The 25,622-nt window shown below is 38.9% G+C and carries 28 protein-coding genes, 5 tRNA genes and 2 pseudogenes; 7 read left to right on the forward strand and 28 right to left on the reverse strand.

Annotation, left to right across the window (positions count from 1 at the left end; genetic code table 11):
• Positions 1 to 45: 45 nt before the first annotated feature.
• The 13 genes and pseudogenes from ACLNCV_RS07975 to tgt form a co-directional block, all read right to left on the reverse strand.
• Complete coding sequence (locus tag ACLNCV_RS07975) at positions 46 to 633, reverse strand: class I SAM-dependent methyltransferase (protein ID WP_424845070.1); 588 nt, start codon at positions 631 to 633, stop codon at positions 46 to 48.
• A gap of 32 nt (positions 634 to 665) precedes the next feature.
• Positions 666 to 1,080, reverse strand: a pseudogene (comGG, locus tag ACLNCV_RS07980) (competence type IV pilus minor pilin ComGG).
• Positions 1,058 to 1,519, reverse strand: a complete 462-nt coding sequence (comGF, locus tag ACLNCV_RS07985) for a competence type IV pilus minor pilin ComGF (RefSeq protein WP_424845071.1) — start codon at positions 1,517 to 1,519, stop codon at positions 1,058 to 1,060. The pseudogene comGG and the gene comGF overlap by 23 nt, the downstream one beginning before the upstream one ends.
• Positions 1,482 to 1,784: a competence type IV pilus minor pilin ComGE gene (comGE, locus tag ACLNCV_RS07990; RefSeq protein WP_071478895.1), complete on the reverse strand. Its 303-nt coding sequence runs from the start codon at positions 1,782 to 1,784 to the stop codon at positions 1,482 to 1,484. The genes comGF and comGE overlap by 38 nt, the downstream gene beginning before the upstream one ends.
• Positions 1,747 to 2,181 (reverse strand): competence type IV pilus minor pilin ComGD, encoded by a 435-nt coding sequence (gene comGD / locus ACLNCV_RS07995; RefSeq protein WP_153210732.1) that lies wholly within the window; start codon positions 2,179 to 2,181, stop codon positions 1,747 to 1,749. Before comGD ends, comGE begins: the two co-directional genes overlap by 38 nt.
• Positions 2,144 to 2,467, reverse strand: a complete 324-nt coding sequence (gene comGC, locus ACLNCV_RS08000) for a competence type IV pilus major pilin ComGC (protein WP_050223437.1) — start codon at positions 2,465 to 2,467, stop codon at positions 2,144 to 2,146. Before comGC ends, comGD begins: the two co-directional genes overlap by 38 nt.
• Position 2,468: 1 nt before the next feature.
• The gene (gene comGB / locus ACLNCV_RS08005; RefSeq protein ID WP_080890699.1) at positions 2,469 to 3,512 is read right to left on the reverse strand and encodes a competence type IV pilus assembly protein ComGB; all 1,044 of its coding nucleotides are present in this window, start codon (positions 3,510 to 3,512) and stop codon (positions 2,469 to 2,471) included.
• A complete protein-coding gene (gene comGA / locus ACLNCV_RS08010; RefSeq protein ID WP_084925458.1) occupies positions 3,433 to 4,374 on the reverse strand; it encodes a competence type IV pilus ATPase ComGA in 942 nt (313 codons plus the stop codon). The genes comGB and comGA overlap by 80 nt, the downstream gene beginning before the upstream one ends.
• A gap of 76 nt (positions 4,375 to 4,450) precedes the next feature.
• The gene (locus tag ACLNCV_RS08015) at positions 4,451 to 4,816 is read right to left on the reverse strand and encodes a DUF1033 family protein (protein ID WP_000286405.1); all 366 of its coding nucleotides are present in this window, start codon (positions 4,814 to 4,816) and stop codon (positions 4,451 to 4,453) included.
• A gap of 150 nt (positions 4,817 to 4,966) precedes the next feature.
• Positions 4,967 to 6,025, reverse strand: coding sequence for a zinc-dependent alcohol dehydrogenase family protein (locus ACLNCV_RS08020; protein ID WP_000649461.1), 1,059 nt, complete (start codon positions 6,023 to 6,025; stop codon positions 4,967 to 4,969).
• A gap of 162 nt (positions 6,026 to 6,187) precedes the next feature.
• Positions 6,188 to 7,339: an N-acetylglucosamine-6-phosphate deacetylase gene (gene nagA, locus ACLNCV_RS08025; RefSeq protein WP_001134549.1), complete on the reverse strand. Its 1,152-nt coding sequence runs from the start codon at positions 7,337 to 7,339 to the stop codon at positions 6,188 to 6,190.
• Positions 7,340 to 7,490: 151 nt separating this feature from the next.
• A complete protein-coding gene (locus ACLNCV_RS08030) occupies positions 7,491 to 9,308 on the reverse strand; it encodes an acyltransferase family protein (RefSeq protein ID WP_261266240.1) in 1,818 nt (605 codons plus the stop codon).
• A gap of 100 nt (positions 9,309 to 9,408) precedes the next feature.
• On the reverse strand, positions 9,409 to 10,551 hold the full coding sequence (gene tgt / locus ACLNCV_RS08035; protein WP_001285237.1) for a tRNA guanosine(34) transglycosylase Tgt: 1,143 nt from the start codon (positions 10,549 to 10,551) through the stop codon (positions 9,409 to 9,411).
• A 116-nt stretch (positions 10,552 to 10,667) separates the two neighbouring features.
• On the opposite strand from tgt, the gene ACLNCV_RS08040 reads away from it, so the two are divergent.
• On the forward strand, positions 10,668 to 11,525 hold the full coding sequence (locus tag ACLNCV_RS08040; RefSeq protein WP_424845072.1) for a DUF975 family protein: 858 nt from the start codon (positions 10,668 to 10,670) through the stop codon (positions 11,523 to 11,525).
• Between the two features lie 25 nt (positions 11,526 to 11,550).
• Here ACLNCV_RS08040 and pcp read toward each other — a convergent pair whose 3' ends face one another.
• From pcp to ACLNCV_RS08085, 9 genes are all read right to left on the reverse strand, one after another.
• Positions 11,551 to 12,195 (reverse strand): pyroglutamyl-peptidase I, encoded by a 645-nt coding sequence (gene pcp, locus ACLNCV_RS08045; RefSeq protein WP_153199942.1) that lies wholly within the window; start codon positions 12,193 to 12,195, stop codon positions 11,551 to 11,553.
• A 111-nt stretch (positions 12,196 to 12,306) separates the two neighbouring features.
• Positions 12,307 to 12,669 (reverse strand): DUF1304 domain-containing protein, encoded by a 363-nt coding sequence (locus ACLNCV_RS08050; protein ID WP_061864477.1) that lies wholly within the window; start codon positions 12,667 to 12,669, stop codon positions 12,307 to 12,309.
• A gap of 10 nt (positions 12,670 to 12,679) precedes the next feature.
• On the reverse strand, positions 12,680 to 13,105 hold the full coding sequence (locus tag ACLNCV_RS08055) for a MarR family winged helix-turn-helix transcriptional regulator (RefSeq protein WP_179211344.1): 426 nt from the start codon (positions 13,103 to 13,105) through the stop codon (positions 12,680 to 12,682).
• A gap of 198 nt (positions 13,106 to 13,303) precedes the next feature.
• Complete coding sequence (locus ACLNCV_RS08060; RefSeq protein WP_424845073.1) at positions 13,304 to 14,509, reverse strand: LysM peptidoglycan-binding domain-containing protein; 1,206 nt, start codon at positions 14,507 to 14,509, stop codon at positions 13,304 to 13,306.
• A gap of 162 nt (positions 14,510 to 14,671) precedes the next feature.
• Positions 14,672 to 15,295 (reverse strand): HAD family hydrolase, encoded by a 624-nt coding sequence (locus tag ACLNCV_RS08065; RefSeq protein WP_424845074.1) that lies wholly within the window; start codon positions 15,293 to 15,295, stop codon positions 14,672 to 14,674.
• A gap of 3 nt (positions 15,296 to 15,298) precedes the next feature.
• Positions 15,299 to 16,579, reverse strand: coding sequence for an MATE family efflux transporter (locus ACLNCV_RS08070; protein WP_000473976.1), 1,281 nt, complete (start codon positions 16,577 to 16,579; stop codon positions 15,299 to 15,301).
• A 60-nt stretch (positions 16,580 to 16,639) separates the two neighbouring features.
• Positions 16,640 to 18,124, reverse strand: a complete 1,485-nt coding sequence (gene thrC / locus ACLNCV_RS08075; RefSeq protein WP_424845075.1) for a threonine synthase — start codon at positions 18,122 to 18,124, stop codon at positions 16,640 to 16,642.
• Positions 18,125 to 18,199: 75 nt separating this feature from the next.
• Complete coding sequence (locus ACLNCV_RS08080) at positions 18,200 to 19,477, reverse strand: gamma-glutamylcysteine synthetase (protein WP_424845076.1); 1,278 nt, start codon at positions 19,475 to 19,477, stop codon at positions 18,200 to 18,202.
• 313 nt (positions 19,478 to 19,790) lie between these two features.
• Positions 19,791 to 20,066: a hypothetical protein gene (locus tag ACLNCV_RS08085; RefSeq protein WP_219724175.1), complete on the reverse strand. Its 276-nt coding sequence runs from the start codon at positions 20,064 to 20,066 to the stop codon at positions 19,791 to 19,793.
• A 295-nt stretch (positions 20,067 to 20,361) separates the two neighbouring features.
• Here ACLNCV_RS08085 and ACLNCV_RS08090 point away from each other — a divergent pair, with 295 nt between their 5' ends.
• Positions 20,362 to 20,688, forward strand: a complete 327-nt coding sequence (locus ACLNCV_RS08090) for a DMT family transporter (protein ID WP_049518302.1) — start codon at positions 20,362 to 20,364, stop codon at positions 20,686 to 20,688.
• Between the two features lie 163 nt (positions 20,689 to 20,851).
• Here the strand turns inward: ACLNCV_RS08090 and ACLNCV_RS08095 are convergent, their stop codons facing one another.
• Positions 20,852 to 21,298, reverse strand: coding sequence for a helix-turn-helix transcriptional regulator (locus tag ACLNCV_RS08095; protein ID WP_000287814.1), 447 nt, complete (start codon positions 21,296 to 21,298; stop codon positions 20,852 to 20,854).
• 319 nt (positions 21,299 to 21,617) lie between these two features.
• Here ACLNCV_RS08095 and ACLNCV_RS08100 point away from each other — a divergent pair, with 319 nt between their 5' ends.
• The 5 genes and pseudogenes from ACLNCV_RS08100 to ACLNCV_RS08120 all read left to right on the forward strand — a co-directional run bounded on the left by ACLNCV_RS08100 (position 21,618) and on the right by ACLNCV_RS08120 (position 25,107).
• Positions 21,618 to 22,091, forward strand: a complete 474-nt coding sequence (locus tag ACLNCV_RS08100) for a hypothetical protein (protein ID WP_049502267.1) — start codon at positions 21,618 to 21,620, stop codon at positions 22,089 to 22,091.
• Between the two features lie 40 nt (positions 22,092 to 22,131).
• Complete coding sequence (locus tag ACLNCV_RS08105) at positions 22,132 to 23,328, forward strand: replication initiation factor domain-containing protein (RefSeq protein WP_045616578.1); 1,197 nt, start codon at positions 22,132 to 22,134, stop codon at positions 23,326 to 23,328.
• 2 nt (positions 23,329 to 23,330) lie between these two features.
• Complete coding sequence (locus ACLNCV_RS08110; protein WP_001096843.1) at positions 23,331 to 23,717, forward strand: hypothetical protein; 387 nt, start codon at positions 23,331 to 23,333, stop codon at positions 23,715 to 23,717.
• A 59-nt stretch (positions 23,718 to 23,776) separates the two neighbouring features.
• On the forward strand, positions 23,777 to 23,971 hold the full coding sequence (locus tag ACLNCV_RS08115; protein WP_000598356.1) for a DUF3173 domain-containing protein: 195 nt from the start codon (positions 23,777 to 23,779) through the stop codon (positions 23,969 to 23,971).
• A 3-nt stretch (positions 23,972 to 23,974) separates the two neighbouring features.
• Positions 23,975 to 25,107 (forward strand): annotated as a pseudogene (locus ACLNCV_RS08120) (tyrosine-type recombinase/integrase).
• Positions 25,108 to 25,192: 85 nt separating this feature from the next.
• Here the strand turns inward: ACLNCV_RS08120 and ACLNCV_RS08125 are convergent.
• From ACLNCV_RS08125 to ACLNCV_RS08145, 5 genes are all read right to left on the reverse strand, one after another.
• Positions 25,193 to 25,276 (reverse strand) — tRNA-Leu (locus ACLNCV_RS08125).
• 9 nt (positions 25,277 to 25,285) lie between these two features.
• A tRNA-Gln gene (locus tag ACLNCV_RS08130) sits at positions 25,286 to 25,357 on the reverse strand.
• 13 nt (positions 25,358 to 25,370) lie between these two features.
• Positions 25,371 to 25,443 (reverse strand) — tRNA-His (locus ACLNCV_RS08135).
• Between the two features lie 14 nt (positions 25,444 to 25,457).
• Positions 25,458 to 25,528: transfer RNA gene (locus tag ACLNCV_RS08140), tRNA-Trp, on the reverse strand.
• A 4-nt stretch (positions 25,529 to 25,532) separates the two neighbouring features.
• Positions 25,533 to 25,613: transfer RNA gene (locus tag ACLNCV_RS08145), tRNA-Tyr, on the reverse strand.
• Positions 25,614 to 25,622 lie beyond the last annotated feature (9 nt).

Raw genomic sequence — 25,622 nt, forward strand, 5'->3', positions numbered from 1 at the left:
AATTTCCCTTCTTTTTTCCATCCTTATAGAAAAATCACTCCCTGACTAGGCGAGTGATTTTTGTGCTACTGTTAAAAAGAGTTCTGAGTAATTTCCTTGAAACAAGTCTTCAGCGCTATAGAGGATCTGACTATGCACAGATGAAAAACGGTTCTCAATTAGCTGTTTTTCCAGTTCAGTCAATTCAAAGCCGTGATGGTTAGCTTCCGACTTGGTAAAATCAGCAATGAGGAGTTGTCCATCTTTCCTCAAATGTTGATGAAACAGTGAGAGAGCCACATCCACATCAGGCATATGATGAAGAACCCGACAAACAACAATGAGGTCAAACTCTTGCTCCAAGGGATTTTTCAGTAAATCTTGCTCCAAAAACTGGATATTCTTGATGTCTTGCTGCTCCGCTTTCAAACGAGCTTGCTCCAGCATTTTCTCAGAAATGTCTACAAGAGTGACAGACTTAGCCTGCTTGGCTAGGGGTAAGGTTAACAGACCCGTCCCTCCACCGAAATCCAAAATTTCTTTGTCTGATAGAAGAGCAATCTGTTTCTCGACTGCTTGACAAACCAAGTTTGCAAGGAAGATATTTTTAGGTGAATCGAAAGTTTCTGCTTTGTGGTTAAAATCATGTTTCATGCTTTTAGTTTAGCACAAAGTAGCTTGATTAGCTAGGAATTCTCTTTCTTTTCAACCTTCTCTTCTGATTTTTTCTTTTTCTGCTTGATTACTTGAATCAGTCACTACCTTTTCCTTTTTATCCGTTTTCTCTTCTTTGATTTTGACTGAAGGAAATAAGAACTCATATTGGCTCTTAGGCGTACGAACCGTCGTCACCAAGCCAGTTTTCTTGTTTTGATAGCTTACCTGACCTATATTAAAGACCTGTTCCCCACTTTCTTGCTCAACCTTATCTTTGGTTCGCTTGGCCATGGCAAAAGCGATTAACTTTTCTTTATTTACAGCATAGTCTTGATAGTGGGCGACTTGTCGGTTCAAATAGAACTGCAATAAAAGGCTGAAAATGGCTGCAATGGTGACTGCATAGAGGAGAACTCCTGCCTTAACTTTTTTCTTTTTCCACACGATAGATGAACTCCCTTTCTAAGCCTTTCTGAAACTGGAAACGAAAACGAACCAATTGCTTATCCTCTGTAATCTGAGCTGATTTGAGGCCATAAACCATGGGCTGATAACCTCGTCCACCGGCATCGGTTTTCCGAAAATCGTCCGATTTAGACTTGCCTATCGCAATTTCCTTACCATCCTGCTTCATATAAATGCGGTTGCCTTCCACTTTTTCAAACTGCGAACGGTCTAATTCTGACTCTAGCTGATCCACAAACAAGAGCCACTCTTTTTGCTCGCTTTGTTGCTGGTAGCGAACTTCTGAAATGAGGAGCTGACTCATGGCTTGAAAGAGAAGTAAGCTTCCACTGATGACAATAAGGGCAATCAGGGATTCTAACAAGGTAAAAGCCTTAACCTTATGGCTCTTTGATAGCCAACAACTGTTCTGAACCATGATAAACCTCCAATCCCTTTTCACTAGAAAACACCTGAATCTCAACTCCGTTGATGTTTACCTGATTTTGACCTGTCTGCAGGGCCATCTTAGCTACACGCACAACTTCTTCCTTTTGCAGGATTTTTGCTTCTTCCTGCCTATTTTTCTGAATTTGACCCAAAAGAAGGGTAGCAATGCTAGCAAAGATAGCTAAAGCAACTACTGCTTCCAGTAAAATCACTGCCCTAATTTTTTGTTTCCTTAATGCGTTTAATTTTTCCATTTCCTATATATAACTGATAGCGAATCTTTCCTTTACTGGTCTGAAATTCAACCTTATCCAAGGACGAATTGCCCCCAGCTCGGTCAAATGTGATACTTTGTCCCGATGGTGCCTGAATTCCTTTAGGAACTGTCAGCTTTTGACTGCCATTACTGATCGTCTGCCCATCTAAGTTTAGACTAGTCTTTTGCTGACTAGCTACACTGCGTTTTTGAGTTTCCCGATAGAGTTCTTCAAACTCCATAAAGAAAATCTGCTCCTCTACCGCCGCAAAAGTGGACTGAACAGAGCCGGACAAGCCCAAGGCAAGGATACTCACAAGGCCCAAAACCAAGAGGCTTTCCAGCATGGTAAAGGCCTTAATCCGCGACCGTTTGAGTCTTATTTTGTTTTGCATGATATTCTTTATAAGCTTTAGCTTGCTCTTCTGTGATGCGATTATCTGCTTGTAATTTGCTTAGAGTAGCCTCTTCATTTTTATTCAAACTATAAAGTTCTGCCTGACTTTCCACCACCTTAACAACAGCTGCTTTTCCTTTGTCATTGACTGCTTCTTTTTGCTTGGTCAAATTAGGTACAAAGAGTAAGAGAAGCACACTGATAATGAGCAAGACCACCAACATCTCCACAAGTGTAAAAGCTTTAACCTTCGCTTTTTTCAAGAATGTCATCATTTTTTTCATTTTAGAAATTTACCTCCATATTTTGATACATGGGCATGAGCATTGCCGCATAAAGTAAAACAATAATCAGAGCCACAAAGATAAAAACCAGTGGCTGCACCAGATTCATGGTGCGGTTGACTCGGGTAAAAAAAGCTTCCCAAGTTTTTTCAGCATAGATTTCCAACTCACTACCCAGCTTGGACTTGACTTCCCCATACTCGATAATGAGACTCAACTCCTTTTTAAAGAAAGGATAGGTTTCTATGGTTTGAGAAAATTCGCAACCATTTTGTAAGGATTGAGCTAGGTCTCGACCGATTTCTTTAAAGAGTTGGGAACCTTGTTCCTGCATGATCTGAAAAATCTGCGTCAGCTCCATTCCCTGCGAAATCATATTCCCCCACTCACGCGCATAATAGGCTGTCAAATAGGTCTGCACAAAGATTCCAAGAAAGGGAAGGCGTGCTAAGATAGAAAAGACGCGCATCTTAGAACTTCTTTTATAAAAAGTTAGTGCTAAAAGGACACCTACTGAAACAAACCCTACCATTACTAGAAAAATTTGTGGTAGATTGCCAATGATTTGAGTGGCAATATTGCTACTATCCAGTTGTGGTAGTAGGTAGTTCCGTAGCCCCAGCATGATTAAAAGAAGAAAACCCAGCAAAATCAAGGGATAGGTCGCTACCTCAATTAGTTTTTTCTTGACCTTGGCCAGATTATCTAGATACTCTTCTATCTTTCCCAAACTCAGGTGAAGATTCCCATGGACTTCAGCTAGGGATAACTGAGTGACAATGGCACTTGAAAAACCTAAACTTTCCATCATTTCTGAGAATGATTTCCCCTGAGACAAGCCCGTGCGCATCTGGGTCACACACTGCTTGTCCAATAATGCACTCCTATCTAAAAAGGAGATGGTCTCCACCAGATGAAAACCGCTGGAAAAGAGATTGTTAAACAAGGTGATGATATTTTTTTGCTTAGCTGTAGCTAATTTTTTCCGTTTCAGCCTGAAGACTTGTGATATGTCCGTCTTTAAGAAGTTGGTCAATCTGTTCATTCCAGCTAGTTGGCTGGTGTTCTTGATAGTCTTTGTTTGCAAAGTCAACGATTCCTCCTCCCCCGATTAATCTCTGATAGCAGACTCCCTGCAGAACGACTGCCAATTCCTCCTCACTCACACCCAACTCCAACAGGCGCTCATAAACACCTCGAATACTCTTGGCATGAATGGTTGAAAAGACTGTCGCACCTGTCAAACTAGCTCTAACTACTGCACGCGCCGTTTCGCTGTCCCGAATTTCTCCGATAATCAAGAGATCAGGACGATGCCGTAGGGAAAGCTTAATCAGATTTTCATAGGTCAGTCCGATTGCTTCGTTCAACTGCAATTGGAGCATGTCGTCCTGCTTGATCTCAACTGGATCTTCAATGGACATAACTTGCTGTCCTTTAAAGAGAGATTTAGCCAATTCGTGCATTAATGTTGTCTTACCGCTGCCGACTGGACCAGCAAAAAGATAGAGTCCCCGTTGCCTGTACTGCTTGCCCAGTTCTTCAATATCCTGAAACCAAAAATGCAAATCCTGTTCCTCATCATGCAACAAGCGAATTACTAAACTCTCATGTCCTCGATAATCGCCTACGGTAGATAGACGTAGGGACGCCATCTTATCGTCATAGACATAATCACAGGAACCAAGTTGACTACGTCGCTTTTCTCCAACATTCATACCTGCCACAAACTTAAAGTGACTGATGACGGCTGCAAACTTTTCAAAATCATAGCTACCAATTTTACAGCGCTCGTCTCCTATTCTCATATGAAGCTCATAGGCGTCTAGCTTAGGGACAAAATAAATATCCTGCGCCCCTTTTTTCCGGGCCGAACGAATGATTTCTTGTGCAATTTCTTGAACCATACTTACCTCCTCACCTATACTATTCGCAAAGATTTGGAAAAATAAAAAAAGCAACTCCAAAAAAGTTACTTTTTCTCTATTTTAATTTCATACGGCAAGAACGGTGCCTTTCCTTTCCTGTTTGTTTTTCATAGCCTGGACGTAGTTTTTCATCTGGGATAACCTGCTCATCCTGCAAAAGAGCCAAAGAATGGTATTGTTGTAAATACTCATCACATTCATCACACCAGCGTTGGTCTTCTGGATCCCAAAAAATAGTCATCAAGTCACTTCTACTTTTATAAAGAGGGGATTCTTGTTCCAATCTAAACCAGCAAGTTTTGTAGTATTTGAGAGCATCATAATACTGGTCAAATTTCTTACTTGCTACAATATCTTCTTCCCAACCTTCTAAGAACCACCACGGTTCAAAATCTCCGTACATTTCTATAACACGATACATATTCATTCATTCCTTTGTACCGTATATTATAACCAATTCCGCTAAACAAGGAAAGAAATATGCTCATTTCTTAATTTTTTTGATAAAAAATCCAGCCATACTATGATGACTGAATTTCTATTTGCTTATGTTCCAAAATCTTGTTACTACCTAGGCTTCAGAAATATCGTTTTCAATAATGACCTTGATTGCATGGTGGTCTGCTGCCTTACTGAATACTTCATAAGCTTTTTCAATTTCACTGAGTTTGAAATAATGGGTTACCAATTTTTCTGGTTCAATCTTATGACTTTCAAGAGCTTTCAACAATTGTGGAGTGGTATTTGTAGATACCAAACCAGTTGTTACATTGATGTTGCGAATCCAAAGTTTATCTAAATCGAATTCAACTGGTTTACCATGCACACCACAGTTGGCAACCGTTCCATCTACACCGATAATCTTTTGACAGAAATCAAATGTTGCAGGAATACCAACAGCTTCGATAGCAACATCCACACCACGACCATCTGTCAAATCATAAATTTCTTTAATGGCTTTTTCAGGGTCTGAAGAATTAACCTTATGAGTCGCACCAAATGATACAGCAGTTTCCAAGCGGTTATCGTCTAAGTCCACCATAATCAATTTAGCTGGTGAATAGAATTGAGCTGTCAAAAGAGCTGCTAAACCAACTGGACCTGAACCAATAATGGCTACGCTGCAACCAGGTTCTACTTTCCCTTTCAAGACACCAATTTCATATCCAGTAGGTAGAATGTCTGATAGCATAACCAAGGCTTCATCTGACAAGTCTTCTGGAGTGTGGTAAAGAGTGTTATCTGCATGAGGGACACGTAAATATTCAGCCTGCATACCGTCAATCAAGTGACCGAAAATCCAGCCCCCTTCGTCTTCACAATGGGCATAAATTCCTTTTTTACAGTAGTAGCATTTACCACAGGCACAAACACAAGAAATCAAGACCTTGTCGCCTTTTTTGAAATTAGAAACTCCTTCTCCAACTTCTTCAACAATCCCAATCCCTTCATGACCAAGAATGGTACCACTTTGGCAAGCAGGGACATCCCCTTTGATAATATGGAGGTCTGTTCCACAAATAGTGGTTTTTACGATACGCACAATAGCGTCTGTTGGCTTGCGAATAACTGGTTTGTCTACATCAACAAAAGAAGCAAGTCCTGGTTTAACATAAGTATAGGCTTTCATAAAGCACTCCTCCGTTTTTTTATTTGTACTATTCACAATATAATTATAAGCCTTTTCATTCGTTTCTTCAAGTTTTCTTGTGATTTTTTTAACTTTTTTATTTACTGGTAAAGCAATATAGATAAAAAAGCAGAAGCTAATCTCTAACTTCTGCTTTCTCTCTTATGCTTGATAACGTTTCACACCATCTAGATAGGTTGCTACCAATTCCAAATCTTTATCTAATACGATAAAGTCTGCGTCGTAGCCTTCACGGATTTGACCACAGACATCATCAATGTGAACAGATTTAGCTGGGTTAAGGCTAGCCATCATGACCGCTTCGTGTGGATTTGCAATACCCCACTCGACTACATTTCTCATACCATCTTTAAGTTTGAGGATAGAACCTGCCAAATTACCAGTAGATTTGAGACGTGCAGTTCCATTTGCTACTACAACAGGGAATTCTCCCAACATATAGTCACCGTCTTCAAGCCCACCAGCTGTCATACAGTCCGTAATAAGAGCGATGTTTTCTGTCCCCTTTTGCTTAAGTAAAATCTCACAAGCTTTTGGATCTACGTGATAACCATCACAAATCAATTCTGCGTAAGTATGTGGGAGCTCATACATAGCTCCTACCATACCTAGTTCGCGGTGTGTTAAACCACGCATCCCATTATAGGCATGTACCCATACACTAGCTCCAGCATCAACTGCCTTCTTAGCTTGTTCAAATGTCGCATCTGAGTGTCCAAGTGCAACTGTCACACCTTCACCTGTAATAGTACGTACAAAATCTTCCACCCCATCACGTTCTGGTGCAATAGCGATTTTATTTAGCATCCCTTTTGCAGCATCCTGCCAAGAATGAAACTCCTCAACACCCGGGTCTCTCATATAAGTTGGATTTTGTGCCCCTTTAAAAGTTTCTGTGAAATATGGACCTTCATAATAAATCCCACGAATCTTAGCACCTGTTGCTTCTTTATAATGGTTTCCAAGATTTTCAGTGACTGCAAGCAATTGCTCATAAGTGGCTGTTAAAGTTGTGGGCAAGAAACTGGTAACACCGGTACTAAGAAGTCCTTCACTCATAGTATGCAATGTACCTTCAATGTTGTTGTCCATCACATCTACACCTGCATATCCATGAATATGAGTATCCACAAGACCTGGTGCAATGCTATAACCAGTATAGTCAAGAACCTCTGCTCCTTCAGGAATTTGATCCACATGTTTCCCAAATTTGCCATCAACAAGTTCTAAGTACCCACCGCGACGAATGCCAAATGGATAGAAAAACTGATCCGCTTTAACGTAATTAGGCATAATAATGACCTCCTTAAAAGATTGATTCTACAATTTATTATGTCAATTACATTATAAACCTTTCTTTTTTATTTGTAAATGGTATAGACCTATTTTCTAGAGATATTTTAAAAGAGCCGGATTTCTCCAACTCTTCTCTTTTTAATACAAGTTATTTTGATTTGACCGGCTTGTCTTGAGCTGTTTGCAAGGCTGCAGCAATGGTATCTGCATACAATTTAGCTCCTGCTTCAATTTTACTATTGTCACTTCCAAAATGGACTTGGTCTGTCCCAGTCCAAATTTCTGGATGTTCCTTAGCAGCTTGATTCCAATCTGCTATCGTGATGTAAGGAGTCTTCTCTGCCAATTCTCTCATATAGGCAGCCTCCTTCTCAACGATTGCATAGGTCTCTTTTGTCTTATCTCCTTCATAAGGAGTCACCAAAACCATATGGTGCCCCTTAGGAAGATTTTTCACGATACTATCCCAATCTTCCTTGTAATTTTCAGGATTATTTACCCCAGTTGCAATAACCACCATCTTTGGTAGAAATTTATTCTGGCTATTGTTGAGCATGATTTCGTTGGCGGTCTTGGTTGTTCTGCTGACTTGTGCATTAATCTGTGCCCCTGGAAGGGCTGTCTGCAACGCTGTATTAGCTCTTAGTGCTACCGAATCACCAATTAACATAGTGCCATCAGCAATTCCTAAACTATCAGCTTCTGCTCGTTCTGTCATTACCTTGGTCTGGTTAATATTTGTTGCAGCTTGCTTCAAGCCATTGACAGTTAAGTCTGTCTCAAAAGCTCCCACTTGTGGTGCCAACAGAGTTACTAAGAAGACAATGAAGGCCAAGATTCCTGTACTTGCTGCAAGGATTGTGTGAATATGAGGAAGAGGACGAAGGGTTTGTAAAACAGGTGTGTTCTTTCCTGCAATCCAAGGTTCCAACACATAAAATGATAGGCTGGCGAATCCATAAGAAAAAATCAAAGTTAATAACACAGCAAGAAGATTTGATGTCAACTGTGAAAAAATGATATAGAAAGGCCAATGGAAGAGATAAACTGCATAGCTAGTATCTGCTAAAAAGCTAATAATCTTTGGTTCCTGTATATGAGGAGTCTTTTCATGTAAGACACGCGCCGCCAGAATCATAGCAATGGCTGCAAGGCTGGCAAGCAAGAAGCCCATAAGATAGGCAAAGAGATAGGTAAATTTGACAAAGAAGGTCAAAATGAGTAAGAAGCCAAAACCTCCCCCAAAAACTAAAAGGGTCTTGCGTAAATCCCAGATTTTATCCAATTGCTTAACTAGGGAAGTCGTCTGACGAACGCCTACGATAGTTGCTAACACACTTCCCAAAAAGAATGGATAGACATGAGTTAAACTGGAGAAGTAAACAGAGGAATAAGAGGTTACTAGAAAACTACCAATAAACATGGAGAAGAAGCTGATCAAGAAGGCAACAGCAGATAAGAGAAAGACCATTCCTCTCAACTGACCATTTGATCTGGACTGTTTAGATAAGAACCAAACTGCCAATCCCCAGAGGATATAGTAGTGAACCTCAACAGCCAAGCTCCAATTATGAACAAACAAATGAGGAATGAACTGAGATTCATAACTCCCACCTGTTAGGAGTTCATAGAAGTTGGTCATGAAGCCTAAGACACCCGCAATCTGACCCCCAATTCCAGCCACATAATCTTGCCGAACTAGAAAGGTAAAGGGCATGGTTACCAAGACCATCAAAACCACAGGTGGCACAATCCGATAAAAGCGTCTTCTAAAAAATCCTATCAAATCAATCTCATGCTTTTTAGAAAATTCTTCGATGAGTAGAGCTGTAATCAGGAAACCTGAAAATGTAAAAAAGACATCTACCCCGAAAAATCCTCCAGGAAAGATCGTCTGAAAGAAATGATACAAGAGTACCAAAAGTAAACCTGTAATCCTAATCAAGGAAAACCATTTAATACGCATACGAGTTTATTCTCCCTTTCATCATACACTTTATTCTATCAAAAAAAGAAGAAAAATCCCAAGAGAAAACTTAGGATTTTTAGCTTATATCAATTTCGTTTTAGAAATTGCGTCCTGACTTATTATAGCCATATTTTTCCACAAAGTACTCACGGAACTCCAAGAGATTGTCATCCATAATAGCTTGTCGTACTTGCTTCATCAGATTAAGCAAGAAGTAAAGATTGTGATAGCTAGTCAAGCGGATACCAAAGGTTTCATCAGCTTTGAGCAGGTGACGAAGATAAGCGCGTGTATAGTTCTTACATGTGTAGCAATCACACTCAGGATCCAGTGGCGTAAAGTCCTCAGCAAACTGGGCATTTTTGACAACCAAACGTCCCTGACTGGTCATACAAGTCCCATTACGAGCGATTCGAGTCGGCAAGACACAGTCAAACATATCTACACCACGAATCACCCCATCAATCAAGCTATCTGGCGCTCCCACACCCATCAAATAGCGAGGTTTATTTTCAGGTAGCAGTTGAGTTGTGAAATCCAAGACCGCATTCATCTCTTCGTGGGTTTCTCCCACTGCCAAACCACCGATAGAGTAGCCTGGGAAATCCATGCTGACAAGGTCGTGAGCTGACTGACGACGAAGATCTTCAAATCCTGCCCCCTGTACAATCCCAAACAAACCTTGGTCATGCGGACGACGGTGAGCCTTCAAACCACGCTCAGCCCAACGGCTAGTACGCTCGATGGATTTCTTAACGTAGTCATAAGGTTGATAAAACTGAGGACATTCATCAAAGGACATCATGATGTCTGAACCCAGATTATTCTGAATAGAAATAGCCTTCTCTGGCGATAGGAACATCTTAGAACCATTGAGATGGTTTTTAAAGGTTACCCCTTCTTCAGTAATATTACGGCTATCAGCTAGGGAATAAACCTGGAAACCACCGCTATCTGTCAAAATCGGCTGATCCCAATTCATGAACTTGTGGAGACCACCTGCGCGTGCAATGAGTTCATCTCCAGGACGCAGCCAGAGATGATAAGTGTTTGATAGGATAATCCCTGAACCCATCTCCTTTAACTCTTCTGGAGACTGAGTTTTGACAGTGGCTTGTGTCCCAACTGGCATAAACATAGGTGTCGGGAAGGTACCGTGGGGAGTGATGATTTCTCCCAGACGAGCTCCCGTGTGTTTTTCTTTCTTAATCAAACGATATTTGATTGGTGAATCTGACATTTTTTACCTCCGAAGCTGGGAAAGACAGTCCCAGTTCATACTTTGTACCCAAGGGCATACTGTATGATTTTATCAAAAAAAGCTGGAACTGTCACGAACTATGATATAATGAGAGAATGAAATACCCAAAAATTGATTTAAAAACCATTCGTCTGCAGGCTAGACAATTTCAAGCTGAAAATCCCCGCCTCTTTCTCGTCTATCTCTTACCTAGCATGCTGGTCATCCTGTCTGGCTTTCTCAATCCCTTAGAGCGCATCAACGAGTCTATTTTAGAGCAATCCTTTTTAAGCGTTCTTGGTCATGTATTCCAAGCCTACATTTTTCCACTATTAGTCTCCTTTATCGGAACGATTCTCCTGACCAGTTCAGTTTATACAACGCTGAAACTCATCAAGAATCCCGATACAGAACTATCCGTCAAAAATAGTCTCACTCTCTTTAACGAAGAGCACTTTTCACAAACCTTTTTGACTCTCCTTCTCAAACGTTTCTATCTCCTTTTATGGAGCATTCCTAGCTTGCTTGGGATTTACTTCCTCTTTTACAGTAGCTTTCTTGCAAAGAAATTCGTTGCAATCCATCCTGAATTTCCTAATCTGGATCTCACGTCAATTGAAACCGAGCGTTTCCTCATGACCTTTGGTCTTTACTTTCTAGCAAGTATCCTCTTGATGGTTGTCGGAAATAGTCTCTATATTCCACAATACTATGCCTATTCTCAGGTAGAATTTCTCCTCTGTGACACCCTAGATTTAGGACAAGCCAAACCAGGACAAATCCTTAAAACCAGCCGTTTCTTAATGAAAGGTTACAAATTTCAGCGCTTTGTCCTAGACTTACAACTCCTTCCTTGGTATTTCCTCAATTGGATTACCTTTGGGATTGCTAGTTTCTCACTCCTACCCTACATTCAAATCAATAAAATGATTTTTTACCGAGCAGTATTGGCTCGAAAACGTCCAAAAGCTTGAAGGTTTTCCCTCAAGCTTTTTTCTATCAATGAGTTTCTCCGCCTACCAACTTGAGATCCTGATCTCCATGTTCTATAATAGCCCCGATTGCTGCTTCTATCCCTCGCATAATGTCCACTAAACTCATAGCTGGAGCGGTCGGTCGATTCACCACCTGTTCCATCATATAAGGAATATGCATAAACCCTGCCCTAACATGTGGAAATTTCTTTTCTACCAAATAGAGGACTTGATACATCAAATGATTGCAGACAAAAGTCCCTGCAGTATTGGAAACAGAGGCCGGCAATCCCTCTTTTTTTATAGCTTGAACCATCGCTTTAATCGGCAGACTACTAAAGTAGGCCGGAGCACCGTCTGGGCGAATGGGAAGGTCAATCGGTTGATTACCCTCATTATCAGGAATGCGTGCATCATCTTGGTTAATGGCCACTCGTTCAGGCGTCAAGCTAGTTCTTCCACCAGCTTGACCGATACAAAGGACAAAGTCCGGTTGATAGTGGTTCATCTCTTCTTCCAATACTTGAGCCGATTTGTGAAAGACTGTTGGCACTTCTAACCAACGGACCTCAGCACCATGGATTTCAGCTGGTAAACCTTTAATGGCCTCCAAAGCTGGATTGACCTTTTCCCCTCCAAAGGGCTCAAAACCTGTCACTAATACTTTCATTTCTAACTCCTCAAAACCAATTCAATGAGACTTTTTCTTAAAAACAAGTATAACATATTTCCCTTATTCTGGAGTGAAAAGGACTAGCGAGACTTTGATAGACCTTTGAGCTTATTTAAAGAGGAAAATACTAATCAAGGCCAAAATAGCTGGTCCACCTTGCTTCAAAATAATTTTCTTATCTGCTGTCAGAGAGCCATAAGCCGCAGCCCCAATCACAAATAAAACAAAAATAGTCACAATTTCTAAATTCTGTGAGAAATAAATTCCATACAAGAGAAAGACTCCTAGTAGAGCATTATAAATCCCTTGATTTTTAAACAGTGAACTTACAGACGGACGAGCTAGTTCTTCCTTTTCCATGTTAAAGACTCGACTGGTTGCATCTGATTGCGTTGCAATACTTTCCAAATAAAAAATGTAAAAATGCTCCAAAGCAACGATCGTTGCTAGAATGATTGTCATAATTGACATATTTTTCTCCTTAAATCTCTATATTCTCAATACCCAAAACCAATTTATTTAATAAACGGCTGAGTTCTGTTCTCTCAGAATCTGTTAAGATACTTTCCATCGCCTCCTTAACCTTGATATGCGTCAGAGGGGGATTCACCACTAACTGCTCCTTGGCATACTTCGTAGCCTCTACCAACACTTCCCGCTGATTTTCAGAATTGCGATGACGCTCGACCAAACCTTCCTTTTCTAAAATCTTAAAATGCCGGGTTAAAGCAGCTTGATCAATTTTCAAACGCTCCTGAACTGCTATTTGATTACAAGGGGAATGCTTCAGCAAAAATAATAAAATCTGATACCGTGTCAAACTAATCCCAAGCTTTTTTTCAAACAATTGCGTGCTCGCTTGCTCAGACAAGCGGAGTTGATAAAGTAAATCTTGAATCTCTATCATTTTTTCTTTCCTTTTATTGATTTATCAATAATTGACTAATCAATTATAATACAAAGTAAAATAGATTGCAAGAATGTTGCTTAAGGCATTGTAAGATTGTAATTTTCCATTCAAATTGACAAAGAAAAAACGAACGAGACTCGCTTCCTATCATGAAAGCTAGTTCTCATTCGTAAAAATTATGTGACAGAGTCTGGTTTATCCATTCATTGAAACGTGAACGTGGTCATAGTGGTTTTCTGTCACGCTACCACGGTCTGGCATTGGGTTCCAAGTATTAGCTGGTCCATATTTGCTATCGAATGGAGCATAGAAACGTTGTTTCCAAATAATGTAACTAATTCCACGACTAGCCATATTTTTGATTGCATATTCCGCAATCTTATCCCCTAATTCTGAGCTTTCTGGTACCATAAAGTCGATAGCCAAACCTTTTCCGTGATCTCCACTGTCTCCTGGACGGTAACCACTAAAGGATGTGATGCCAAACAAGTTAGCAATTTCTTCTTTAAAGGCAGCTGTTTGTGGTTGAAGGCCAGTATTTTCAGATTTCGCTACTGCCAGTCCAGCATAATCGGGCGCAGCTGGAGCCGCGTAAGTTGTTGAAACTGTTTTCGCCTCTTCTGGTTGATAAGTAGAAACTGCTGCTGTAGCTTCACTTGATGATGCTACTTCTTTTGCTTCTTCTGAACTTGTTGCAGTTGTTTCAGGTGCTTTTTCTTCTACTGGCGTTGTAGTTGCTTCCACTGCTGATTCAGCTTGAGTGCTTGCTTGTGTTTCATCTTTCTCAGCTGGAATTGTTGCCTGAGGAGCTGCTTCTGCAACTGCATTGCTTGTTTCGGCTGTTTGCTCCGCTGACGTTGAAGTATTTGTAGATGGTGCCACTTCTTCTGCAGTAGCAACTGTCTCTGTAACTTCTGAACTTGTTGCTACTTCTTTTGTACTTGTAGTTTCTACCGCTTTTGGAGCTTCTGCAATCGGTTGAGAAAGATCTGCAACTTGAACAGTTTGATCATCTACGGTTACTTGATTGGTTGTCAAATCTGCTGTCGCAGTTGTCACTTCTTCACTAGAATCTGCTTGAGGTGTTTGGATTTCAACTTCCGTTACTTCTTCTGCTTCATTGACGGTCGTTGTCAAAACAGTTTCTGGGAAAATCAAGTCCATATTAGTGATTTTATTCAAATTCGCAAGAACTGTGACATCTACACCCAAGGCCTCTGCAATGGTGCTCAAGGTATCACCATACTGAACGGTATAACTTGTTTTGTTGTCCGTTTTAGTCAAATCATTTTGAATTTGCTCAACACTACGTGCAGTCCAAAGAACTTCTTCTGCTTGAGTTGCCAATACTGGGGCAAATGACAGAGCTACTGTTGAGGCTAATAATATTCTTTTCTTCATTCTTTCAAATTCCTTTCAAATGAGTACCTGTCTATGATAACACAAAAAATGCAGAAAAAAAGCCCTCTCGGGCCTATTTAACAGAACTGTCCATTCCTTGTAACAAACTCGGTTACTTGAAATAGTTTGTTAGGTCTCTGTCACAAAACTGACACAATCTTTTTATCGCTCAGCCTTAAAAAAACGGGAAATGTCTGCTAACGCTTGAATTCTGTGATTACCTTCATAAGTCGACTCTAAAAAGTTGATACTTTGAATCCCACTATTCTGGGCAAATTCCACATCCAAAGCCCGATCCCCTATATAATAGGTCTTCTCAGAATCCAACTGATACTTGTCTAACAGATAGGTAGCCGCTTCTGAACTAGGTTTACGCGCAAAGCCACTCTGACTGGTTAAAATCTCTGTAAAATAAGATTCCAGACCCAAGTCTCTGAGAATGGTAAGAGCATTGTCTCCCTTATGAGTGTAAACAAACTGCTGAATTCCTGATTCCTCTGCCCAAGCTAGTACATCACGCGCACCTGGCATCAAAACTACCTGAGCATTCTTCTCAGCCAGACTCTGTGCACGCACCTGATTTAGCATTTCCACATCCAGCTTTCTCTCTTCCGCCACCTGCACAAGCAAATCCTGAACAGAATACTTGAGAATAAACTCCCTCACCTTCCCTTTATCATAAGGAATAGCAAACTGACCAAAAGTTTCCTCAATCCCTGATAAAATCGCTTCATAAGAGTCCAATAAAGTCCCGTCTAAATCCCAAATAAAAGCTGTTTTTTGCATTTCCTATCCTTTCAAGCTCATATAACGCTGGTAACGGTAACGTAGAAATAACCAACGAAAACCATTATCCAAAAGGGTTCCGGCCCAAATACCAGGCAAGCCCCAACCAAGCACAATCCCCATCAGATATCCTGTTCCAATGCGGATACACCACATTCCTATACTTGTCGCATAAAAGGGAAGCCGAGCATTGCCCAAACCCTGCCAGACTGCTGTATAGATGACTGTTCCTATCGTCATAGGAGTACCAAGTAGTGAAAAAAGTGTCACTAGAACACTAGCCTCCACCGCTAGAGAATCAGTCGTATAGAGATGAGTCAGTGGTATACCCAAAGCATAGATACTGAAGGTCAAGGGTAACATGAGGACCAGAGAAAGCCAAAAGGTTTGCTTGCTCAAACTAGCTACTCTTTTCCAATTATCCTCTCCAACTGCTCGAGCTACCAGCATGACCGTTGCTGTAGCAACTCCAAAAGCAGGCATATAGTTAAACTGGGTCAAGACTTCTCCGATTGCATTTCCAGCTACTGCTTCCGTTCCAAAAGAAACGACCAAGGCAATGATAACAACATCACCAGCTCGCATCATAAGCCGCTCTCCAGCTGCTGGCAAAGCTAAGATCAATAGTTCCTTATCTAAACCAAAAGTCGGTTTCTCAAAAGGCAACTTTAATTGCGACCATAAAATCACAAGACCTACCAAACGAGACAGAATTGTCCCCCAAGCAACACCAGCTATCCCCATATCCAGAACAAAAATAGCTAGACTTGAAAAAAGAATATTCAAGGCATTGGATAAAAGACTCACATAGAGGGGCAAACGTGGATTATGCGTTGCACGAATCAAGGCACCCAGACTGGTCATCAAGCCCAAAAGAACAATCGATCCGCCCACCAAGGATAGGTAGAGTCCACCACTCTCAGCTACATCTCTCTCCGTCCCCAAAAGTCCTATCATCTCTTTCCCAGCGAAAATGGACAAAAATCCTAAAAGGAAACTTAATAGTAAGGTAATCTTCAACGCCTCAGTCACATTGTAGGCTAGCTTAGACTGATTCTTCTCCCCTAAACTCTTTGAAATAACACTGGAAATAGCAGCTCCCAGAGCTATGAAAATCGCCTGATAAATCGTGATAATATTGCCAGCTACTGATACACCCGAAATAGCTATCAAGCCCAAGTGGGCTACCAAGTAACTATCCACCATCCCCATGAGCATCTGCAAAAAGTTTTCACCCATAGCTGGCAATGCAATATTAAGAATATCTTTATTTTTCTTAAACAATCCTTCCTCCTGATGAAAAGAAACTCAGTTGGTTTCCCAACCGAGTTTACTCCCTCTGTCTTAAAGTCCTAGATAAGCCTCAACCGCTGCTTGCATGTCAGTAGCTGCCACTGTTGTCTTGTGACGAACAGGAGCTGTTTCAAGCCCATCAACTGCTGGCGGCACTGCCACTCCTGAAATATCATGTAATTGAGCCAAGGCTTCAAAGTCAGTCAAGCCTACTTTACCTGTTACAGCTTCTACTGCAACCACTGGGAACTTGTATGGACTAGCTGTTGAAGCAATCACTGTCTTAGTCGCATCCCCAGTAGCAGCTTGGTATTTTTTATAAACTGCTGAGGCAACCGCCGTATGTGGATCCTCGATATAAGAATCTGACTCATAAACACGTTTGATTTCTGCTGCCGTTTCTTCCTCAGTCGCATATTCAGCCGCAAAGAGATCAAGAATCTCTGCATCAAAATCTGTCAACTCATATTGTCCTTGCGTGTTCAAGGCATTCATGAGTTCAGCTGTCTTAACCGCATCATTACCCAAAAGATGGAAAATCAAGCGCTCCAAGTTTGAAGATACCAAAATATCCATAGATGGACTAGTTGTTACTTTAAACTCACGTTTCTTGTCGTAAACACGTGTTTTAAAGAAGTCAGTTAAAACATTGTTGTCATTTGAAGCACAAATTAATTTACCAACTGGAAGACCAATTTGTTTTGCATAAAAGGCAGCCAAGATATTTCCAAAGTTTCCTGTTGGTACTGTGAAGTTGACCTTATCACCAGCCACAATTTCACCAGTCTTAACCAATTGAGCGTAGGCATAAACATAATAAACAATCTGTGGTACCAAACGACCAATGTTCATAGAGTTAGCTGATGAAAATTGCAACTTGTTAGCAGCCAATTTTTCACGGAGAGCCACATCATTAAACATATGCTTCACGTTGGTTTGCGCATCGTCAAAGTTACCATCAATAGCGATAACATGAGTATTGTCGCCAGTCTGAGTGGTCATTTGCAACTCTTGTACTTTGCTGACACCATCCTTTGGATAAAAGACGATAATCTCAGTACCAGGAACACCCGCAAACCCTGCCATAGCAGCTTTCCCAGTATCACCAGATGTCGCTGTCAAGATGACAATCTTATTCTCCAAATCATGTTTCTTAGCAGCTGTTGTCATAAAGTATGGCAAAATAGACAAGGCCATATCCTTAAAAGCAATTGTTGAACCATGGAAAAGTTCCAAGTTATATTGCCCGTCTAATTTCACTAATGGTGCGATAGCTGGAGTATCAAACTTGCTATCATAGGCATTGTTGATACAGTAGTCCAACTCTTCAGCTGTAAAGTCATCTAAAAATGCTGACAAAACAATCTTAGCAACTTCCTGATAAGAAGCATATTTCAATTTGTCAAAGTCTAAATCTACCTTTGGATAAGTAAGCGGTGTAAACAAACCACCGTCCGTCGCTAAACCTTGCAAAATAGCTTGGCTGGCAGTTACTGTATTGTTGGCATCACGCGTTGATTGATAAACTAATGTCATTACTCTCTATCCTTTATCTATAGTCTCATCCATTATATCATGATTTTTCAGAAAATTCTCCTTTTATAAGAGAAATTATAGGCTCAATTCTTCTCTCAAAGGCTGTAAATAGGTCATTTCTTGCTTATTTCTCATCTCTAGTCCTTCCTCAGCTAGCAGGAGTAAGTCTTTTGAAAACTCTATAATCGCAGTTTTCTCCTCATCTGTAAGCTTTTTCTTAGAAAATTGTCGTCTTAAAAACTTATAATTTCGGCCAAATGCTGTAAAAAAAGGTGCTGTACTTAAGTAAGCTTCTAACTTATCTAAATTAACCAACAATCCTAAGTGAAAAGCTGCTGAAGCGAAGGTTCTATCTAGAGGTTGAGTACACACACTACGAAACTCAACTGTTCCTCGAGTCGTTAAGTCTTGATACTGATAACTACGATGAGTTTCAAAATCTTTCTCTTGAGGATAAATAATAATCTCATCCCCATTAAGTGCATATGCTTGGATTTCAGGTGTAGCTAAATAGTCCCTAGCCTGAATGGGATAAAAATAATAGGTTTGTCCATCACGTTCCGCAGTAAAAATTGAAGAATGATCTAGATAATCAAAAAAATCATCCTCATCTTTAAATAGCCTAGCATTGACACCGACGTTCTCTGGATAGATACCATGCATCGAGTCTTCCCAGAAAATGTCCCTTGAAATTTTCGTATCCCAATCTGCTCCCGAAAACTCAGAGTTTGGAAATAAATAAGCCTTAGCCGCTTCAATTTGAGTAAAAGCATTAATCACCCGTAAGTAGTTAGACTTTGAAACATCCAACTGTACCTGACTCCCACAGATAAACGCTCCGTATTCAGGGAATTGATGTAAGTCTGATTTAGTCACATTTCTATTCAAATTCAAATAGTCCATCAACATCTGATAGCGTGGGGAAGCCACTGGACAATTATCATTTTTATCCCAGTTGGGATGAATACCACAGCCAACAATAGCATGATTTAATTCAGCTAACTTCTTCTGGATTGCTGCCATATAAATACTAAAACGTTCTTCAACCTCTTGTATCGTTTCAGCCTTACCAAATGCAAACTCAATCGTAGTATAGGAAACTTCAAATAAAATAGTATCCTGACTTACTGGGTCCACTAACTGAATAGGAGTCCCAAAATCATCAACCTTTTCTACAGTTAAATCAAAATATGAAACTAAATATCGGAATAAGTACTTGATAACTTCAATATCTGTAGCATCCCCTTCCAAGTTTACAACAGGATATTCCAGCTCAATCCCGACAAACAATTCAGGATTTTCTTTAATATTTTTCAAATACCGATGTTTTAATAAATCGATAGAACGAGACATACTTCCCTACACTTTCATAATCTAAATAAAATTTGAATAAGTATTATTATACCAAAAATAATATAAAAAGGAACGAAGATCTACAACGTTCCTTATCGCTATACTATACCGGCGGCCGGGGTCGAACCGGCACGTCCTTGCGGACACTGGATTTTGAGTCTAATATTATTAGTTTTAAATCTCAGAAATATTGATTTTATAAGCTTTTTTTCCATAATATTTTTTAAAACTTAGTATCACTTCCAAAGTTTAGATACTTTTTAGTAACTATAAAATGCTAGAAAGTATACTCCTTATTAAAAAGAGTTTTGGACTAGTTTTGTGCAATTTTATTACCCATATCCGTAATAAGAGAGGCTAAATTAATTGCCTTTAATGATTGTAGAAATTGGTTGTGAATATCATTAGACACATAACCAGCTAGCAAAATATGCTCAGCCATGTCATATTGCTTAATCAAGAGAATCTTATCATGTTTTTCATTAAATAAAATCGCACTAATTGCTGTATTAAAGACTGGAAAACGAAAACTCGCACATTGTGAACAATAAGGAATATCTCCCTCATCTTTTAAAAATTTTTTCTCCAAAGGATGCCCACATTCGGGACAACAAGTCATTGTTTTGTCAAATATAGAAACCTCTTTTTTAAAGTTCTTAAAAGTAATTTTACCAGTAAAATCGAGACCACGCAAGACATTGAAATAAATCAAGACTTGTTTTAAAATTTATCTTATGATATACTAAACTTATCAGCTATTGGTTCTGAAAAAGTGTCTGCCACAGTTTTACTACAAATTCTCATGACTTGTGCCAAGATTTATAAAAAACGGATAGCTATAATAGCTCTTAGAGCAAAAACATGACATATAGGAGGTTAAAGACATGTCATACTTTTATCTTTTTATCGCCATTGTAGGAGAGATATTGGGAACTAACCTTTTGAAATTATCAGACGGTTTTACAAAGCCTATTCCAACCGTTTCTGCTCTACTTAGCTATGGCGTTTGTTTCTATTTCTTATCACTAGCAATGCAAAAAATTCCTGTAGGAATAGCTTATGCAACATGGTCAGCTGTCGGTTTAGTTTTGATAGCCTCTATCGCAGTAATGATTTTCAAAGAAACACTAAATGTTTATAGCATTATCGGTTTAATTTTGATTATCATTGGTGTTGTCATGGTTAACTTATTAGGAAATGCAGGACATTAATAAAACCGGCTCTATACTATTTGTAGTGGGTAAATCCCCTATGGATATTATGGAGCCTATTTTGTTGTAGAAAAAAAGTTCCATAAGAACTATAATGAAAAGCTAGAATTCTGTCAATATTTTGGACACATTTTGGGAGGGAATTTTGAAGACTAGCGTCCTCCTAATTTTCCCAATAAGTTTTAACTTCTTCAAAAATCTTATTCAAAAGTTCTGCATCTTTTTCTGACAACTGATTTTTTTCTATAACTCTATCTTTTAGTTCTGTTGCCTTTATTTTATTTCTTGCCACCGAAACTGCTATTGAATGTTTCAAAATATCAAACTCATCCTTTGAAAAGTTTGCAATATTGGTAAGATCTAATTGTTCTAGAGGTAAACTACTGATAATTGAATAAGGTTTTTGTCCCAGCAAATAATCTGTAGTAGTCCCAAAGATATTTGCTAATTTCACAACGAATTCTAATCCTGGTTCTAACGTTCCATTCTCCCACCGAGAATATGTCCCTTGTTGAACTCCAATTAATTCCGATATTTGTACTTGAGTTAACTTTTTTGATTTTCTGAGAGTTTTTAACCTCTCTGAAAATTTATAATCCTCTGTATACATAATTCTCCTATAGATATTCTTATTCGTATATTTTAGCTTGACAAAATATTCTAAACGGTATAAAATAGAATTATTCCATAAGGAATATTTATTTTGAGATTGAATATTCCATTGAGAATATTATAGCATAAAAGGAGGTAAAAGCGTATGTAACTAGTAGTCGATTTAAAAAATTTTAATAAAGGAGGTAGGATTCGACAAAATAAAAAATCTTGAAACAAATGTGCCGTTCGTTCCAAGATCAAAACATATTATGTAACAATTATACCACAGAAAACTCTTCAGTTGCACAAGAAAATTTCGGAGGTTTCACAAAAAGATGACCAATAAAGAGTTAGTCAATCAAATTTCTGGCCTAAACTCTACCTCTACTCTTAAAAATTGGATTCAACTGATTAGAGAGATAAGTGGCAAGGAATTTAAGAAAATTAAAATTCCTATCAGTAGAAATCCAAGAACTCATCAATTAAGTTATACAGTTGCCTATGACTTTACAGACGAAGACCTTAGACAATTTCAAAAGTTAGCTAACCTAAAACTTGAAATAGGTCTCAAAGAGGCTATACAAGCCGTATTTGGGAGTCTAGCAGATAATGAGCAAGAATCCCTAAACCAAGTAATAGATGAGCTCTACGATGAACTGAGCGCCTTGAAACAGGAATTTAAACGAGAAATACGACTGATAAAAATTGAGAATTCCAACCTAAAAAAGAAAATCCAAGATATTGAAGAGTCGATGCAAACCGGCCTACTAGGGTTTGTTAACAAGAGGTCAAAAAATAGGTTCGGCTAATAGCGAGTTTTCGGCTGAGCCATGAGGCAGAAAGCCGAAAATGAGCGTAGATGCGGACGGACCATTTTTGACCGATAGGGTGTGTAGTAACACCACCCTCTGCAAGTTAGGTGTACCATCGAAAGAATTCAGTATTTCCAAGGGTTTCGGAGATTTTAAGGGTGGCAAAATTAAGCAAAAAGTTGAATCAAAATCTATGGCAAAAAATGAACATTTACGTTCTGTATTTGACTGGATTCAAATTCAGTTTGATAAGACTGAATTTTCGCCAAGAGAAATAATCGAAGACATTCTATTTCTTGACTATGACCTATTTATTGAGAATAAAGGGAGCCTTAAATACTATAACTATGATAGCCAGCTTCATTATGGGAATATCCGTATCTACTATGGAGCGAAAGAGTCGTCCTACATGCTTGTCATGTCAGGACAGGCACTCGAGTTCTATAGAGATATGGTATTAGATCCAAATAGTCTGTCCGAAAGACAGTTTTTGAACAACCTCTACTACAATTACAATCATTTTTCAGTAAGACGAATTGATATTGCAATAGATGATTTTAATGAAACACCCTATTTCACTCCTAATCAGCTTCTAAAGATTTGTCAGAAGAAACGCTTTATATATGGAAAAAGCACCTACTACAATACCTACGGAGATGAAACAATCGGCCAGACCTTATATTTGAGAAAACCCAATGATGACGAAAGACTTAGAATTTACGATAAACGCTTAGAACGAGCTGAGAAGCTCGGTATCAGCAAGCGGTATATAGAAAATTGGATAAGAACTGAGTTAGAACTTAGGAAAGAAAAAGCTCACTACTTCATTCAAGAATGGTTGCATTCAGAAATAGATCTTCTCAACTTTACCAAGGGATATCTCAAAGAAAAAGTGAGGTTCTATAGTGATAGCTATTTCTCAAAACCTTTGAGATCTTGGGAAAAGTTTTTAGGCCATTCAAAACCCGTCTCTATCATTATTTCAAAATCAAAAACAGAACTAGAACAAAAATTAGAATGGTTTACCTATAAAGGTTCAGGAGCTATTCTAAAAGCGTATAAATTTCTATACGACAATAACTTACTGCATGAGTATGAGAAAGCTAACTATCTCGCACTCAACAATATGGAATATCCACCAGATTTAGCAAGTGGATTAATAGAAAGAGCAATACTCTTTAAACGAGAGGATTTGATCCCTACAATCAAAGAAAATATTAAAAGGAGAAATTAACTATGGCAAAAATGCTTTCACAAAATGACTGGAATTTTAATAACATTGGAACAAAATTTGAATTGGATGAAGTCATTCCAAAATTTGAAACGGAAGTCCGAGCAGATGCAAACGGAGAAATTATCAAAAACCGAGATGGTAGCGAAAGACGTTTTAATACCGATAAAATCATTGGTTGGAAATACAATGTAACAATCAAGGATGGACAATTCAAAAAGAAATCAACCCAAGTCTCAGTAGACAATCCAGATGCCTTGGTTGATAATGACTATATCCAAGCAATGGATGAAGTACCAGTTACATTTGACAATTTACAAGCTACTATGATTAGCACGACAATGTATTACAAGGCTGATGCTATCCATTTAGTAGATGTAAAACAAAAATAAGTAAAATACAAGGGGAGTTAATCCTCCCCTTAGTTAATCTAATTAGAAAAGGAGATCACATGATTAAAACTGTAACAAAAGATGACCTTATCGAACTTGGATTTGCTCCAGGAACTGCAAGAAAGATTATCCATACCGGCAAATTACTATTAGTGAATCGTGGTTTTAACATCTACGATAACAAAAGGATTGGTACAATTCCAGCCAGTGTCGCAGAAGAACTATTAGGAATTGAACTCCAGAAAGAAGCGTAGCTTATGGCTTTACGTAAAAGTAGAGACGGAACTTGGATTGTTGATGTTTCCAATGGTATAAATCCAATATCTCTAAAACAACGTAGAATTGTAAGAAAAGGATTCAAAACTAAAAAAGAAGCATTGGAGGCCGAACAATACTTACGAAGTGTCGAACTTAAAGAAAAAAGTTTCAACTCAAAAATATCAATTGATATCCTTTATGATCTCTTAAAAGAAGAGGATAGAATAAACAACAGAAAACAAAGCTATATAGATACACAAGAAAACAACTATAACAGGCATATAAAAAACTATTTTGAAAAAGTTGATGATGTAGCTAAATTAACTTATGAAGATATCTATCAATTCAGAGAACATCTAAGAGATAAAAATACTCAAAACTCAGAAAAGAAGCTAAGTCCAAACACTATTAATAAAATTATAATTTTACTAAAGAAAATTCTGGATGTTGGATTAAGAAAGGGATTTTACAAGGAACATCCCGTAGGATTACTGAAAAAATTACCCATAGAAAAAGTAAAATTAAATTTCTGGACAGTAAAAGAATTTAAGCATTTCTTAACACTATTTAGCAACGATGAATACAATATAAAATTACTATTCACAGTTCTATTTTTTACTGGTCTAAGACTCGGAGAAGCTCTTGCTCTAACGTGGAAGGACATAGAGTTTTCTACAAATACAATCCATGTAAGTAAATCAATATACGTTAAAAAAGGTGAAGAACACATTAGTAGTACAAAGACAAAAGCTGGAACCCGAAGAATCATCATGAACACCAAACTAGTGGAGACACTAGAAGAATGGAGGCAAACACAGCATGAAAGATTAAAAGAATTTACAACCAACCTAGATGATCTACAGATATTTCAAAATAGCCCGATTACGATAACTAAGGATTCAATCGAAAAACAATATAAAAAAATATTACAAAGAGATAGTTCTTTAAAAAAATAAGAATTCATGACTTCAGGCATTCACATGCTTCCCTACTAATAAACCAAGGAGAAGATTATCTTGTCGTAAAAGAAAGATTAGGACATGCTTCTATAACTACAACAATAGATACATACTCTCATTTGTATCCAAGCAAGCAACAAAAATTAGCGGATAAATTAGATGATTTGTTATAAAACTAGTAATTTTAAGTAACTCAGCGTTACAAATTCAACAAATAAAAGAAAAAGACAAGGTCCGAAAACCTTGTCTTTAATACTATACCGGCGGCCGGGGTCGAACCGGCACGTCCTTGCGGACACTGGATTTTGAGTCCAGCGCGTCTGCCAATTCCGCCACGCCGGCAAATAGTAACTGGGGTAGCTGGATTCGAACCAACGCATGAGGGAGTCAAAGTCCCTTGCCTTACCGCTTGGCTATACCCCAATAATATAAAATAGGCGAGTGATGGGGATCGAACCCACGCATGCCAGAGCCACAATCTGGTGTGTTAACCACTTCACCACACCCGCCATAATTCTATTAACACGGGCAGTAGGAATTGAACCCACACTGAAGGTTTTGGAGACCTTAGTTCTACCTTTAAACTATGCCCGTAAAATGGAAGGGGAGGGATTCGAACCCCCGAACCCGAAGGAGCGGATTTACAGTCCGCCGCGTTTAGCCTCTTCGCTACCCTTCCAAAATATAT

The sequence above is a fragment of the Streptococcus sp. CL5.50 genome (assembly GCF_049738015.1).
In the GTDB taxonomy this organism is placed as follows: Bacteria; Bacillota; Bacilli; order Lactobacillales; family Streptococcaceae; genus Streptococcus; species Streptococcus mitis_CA.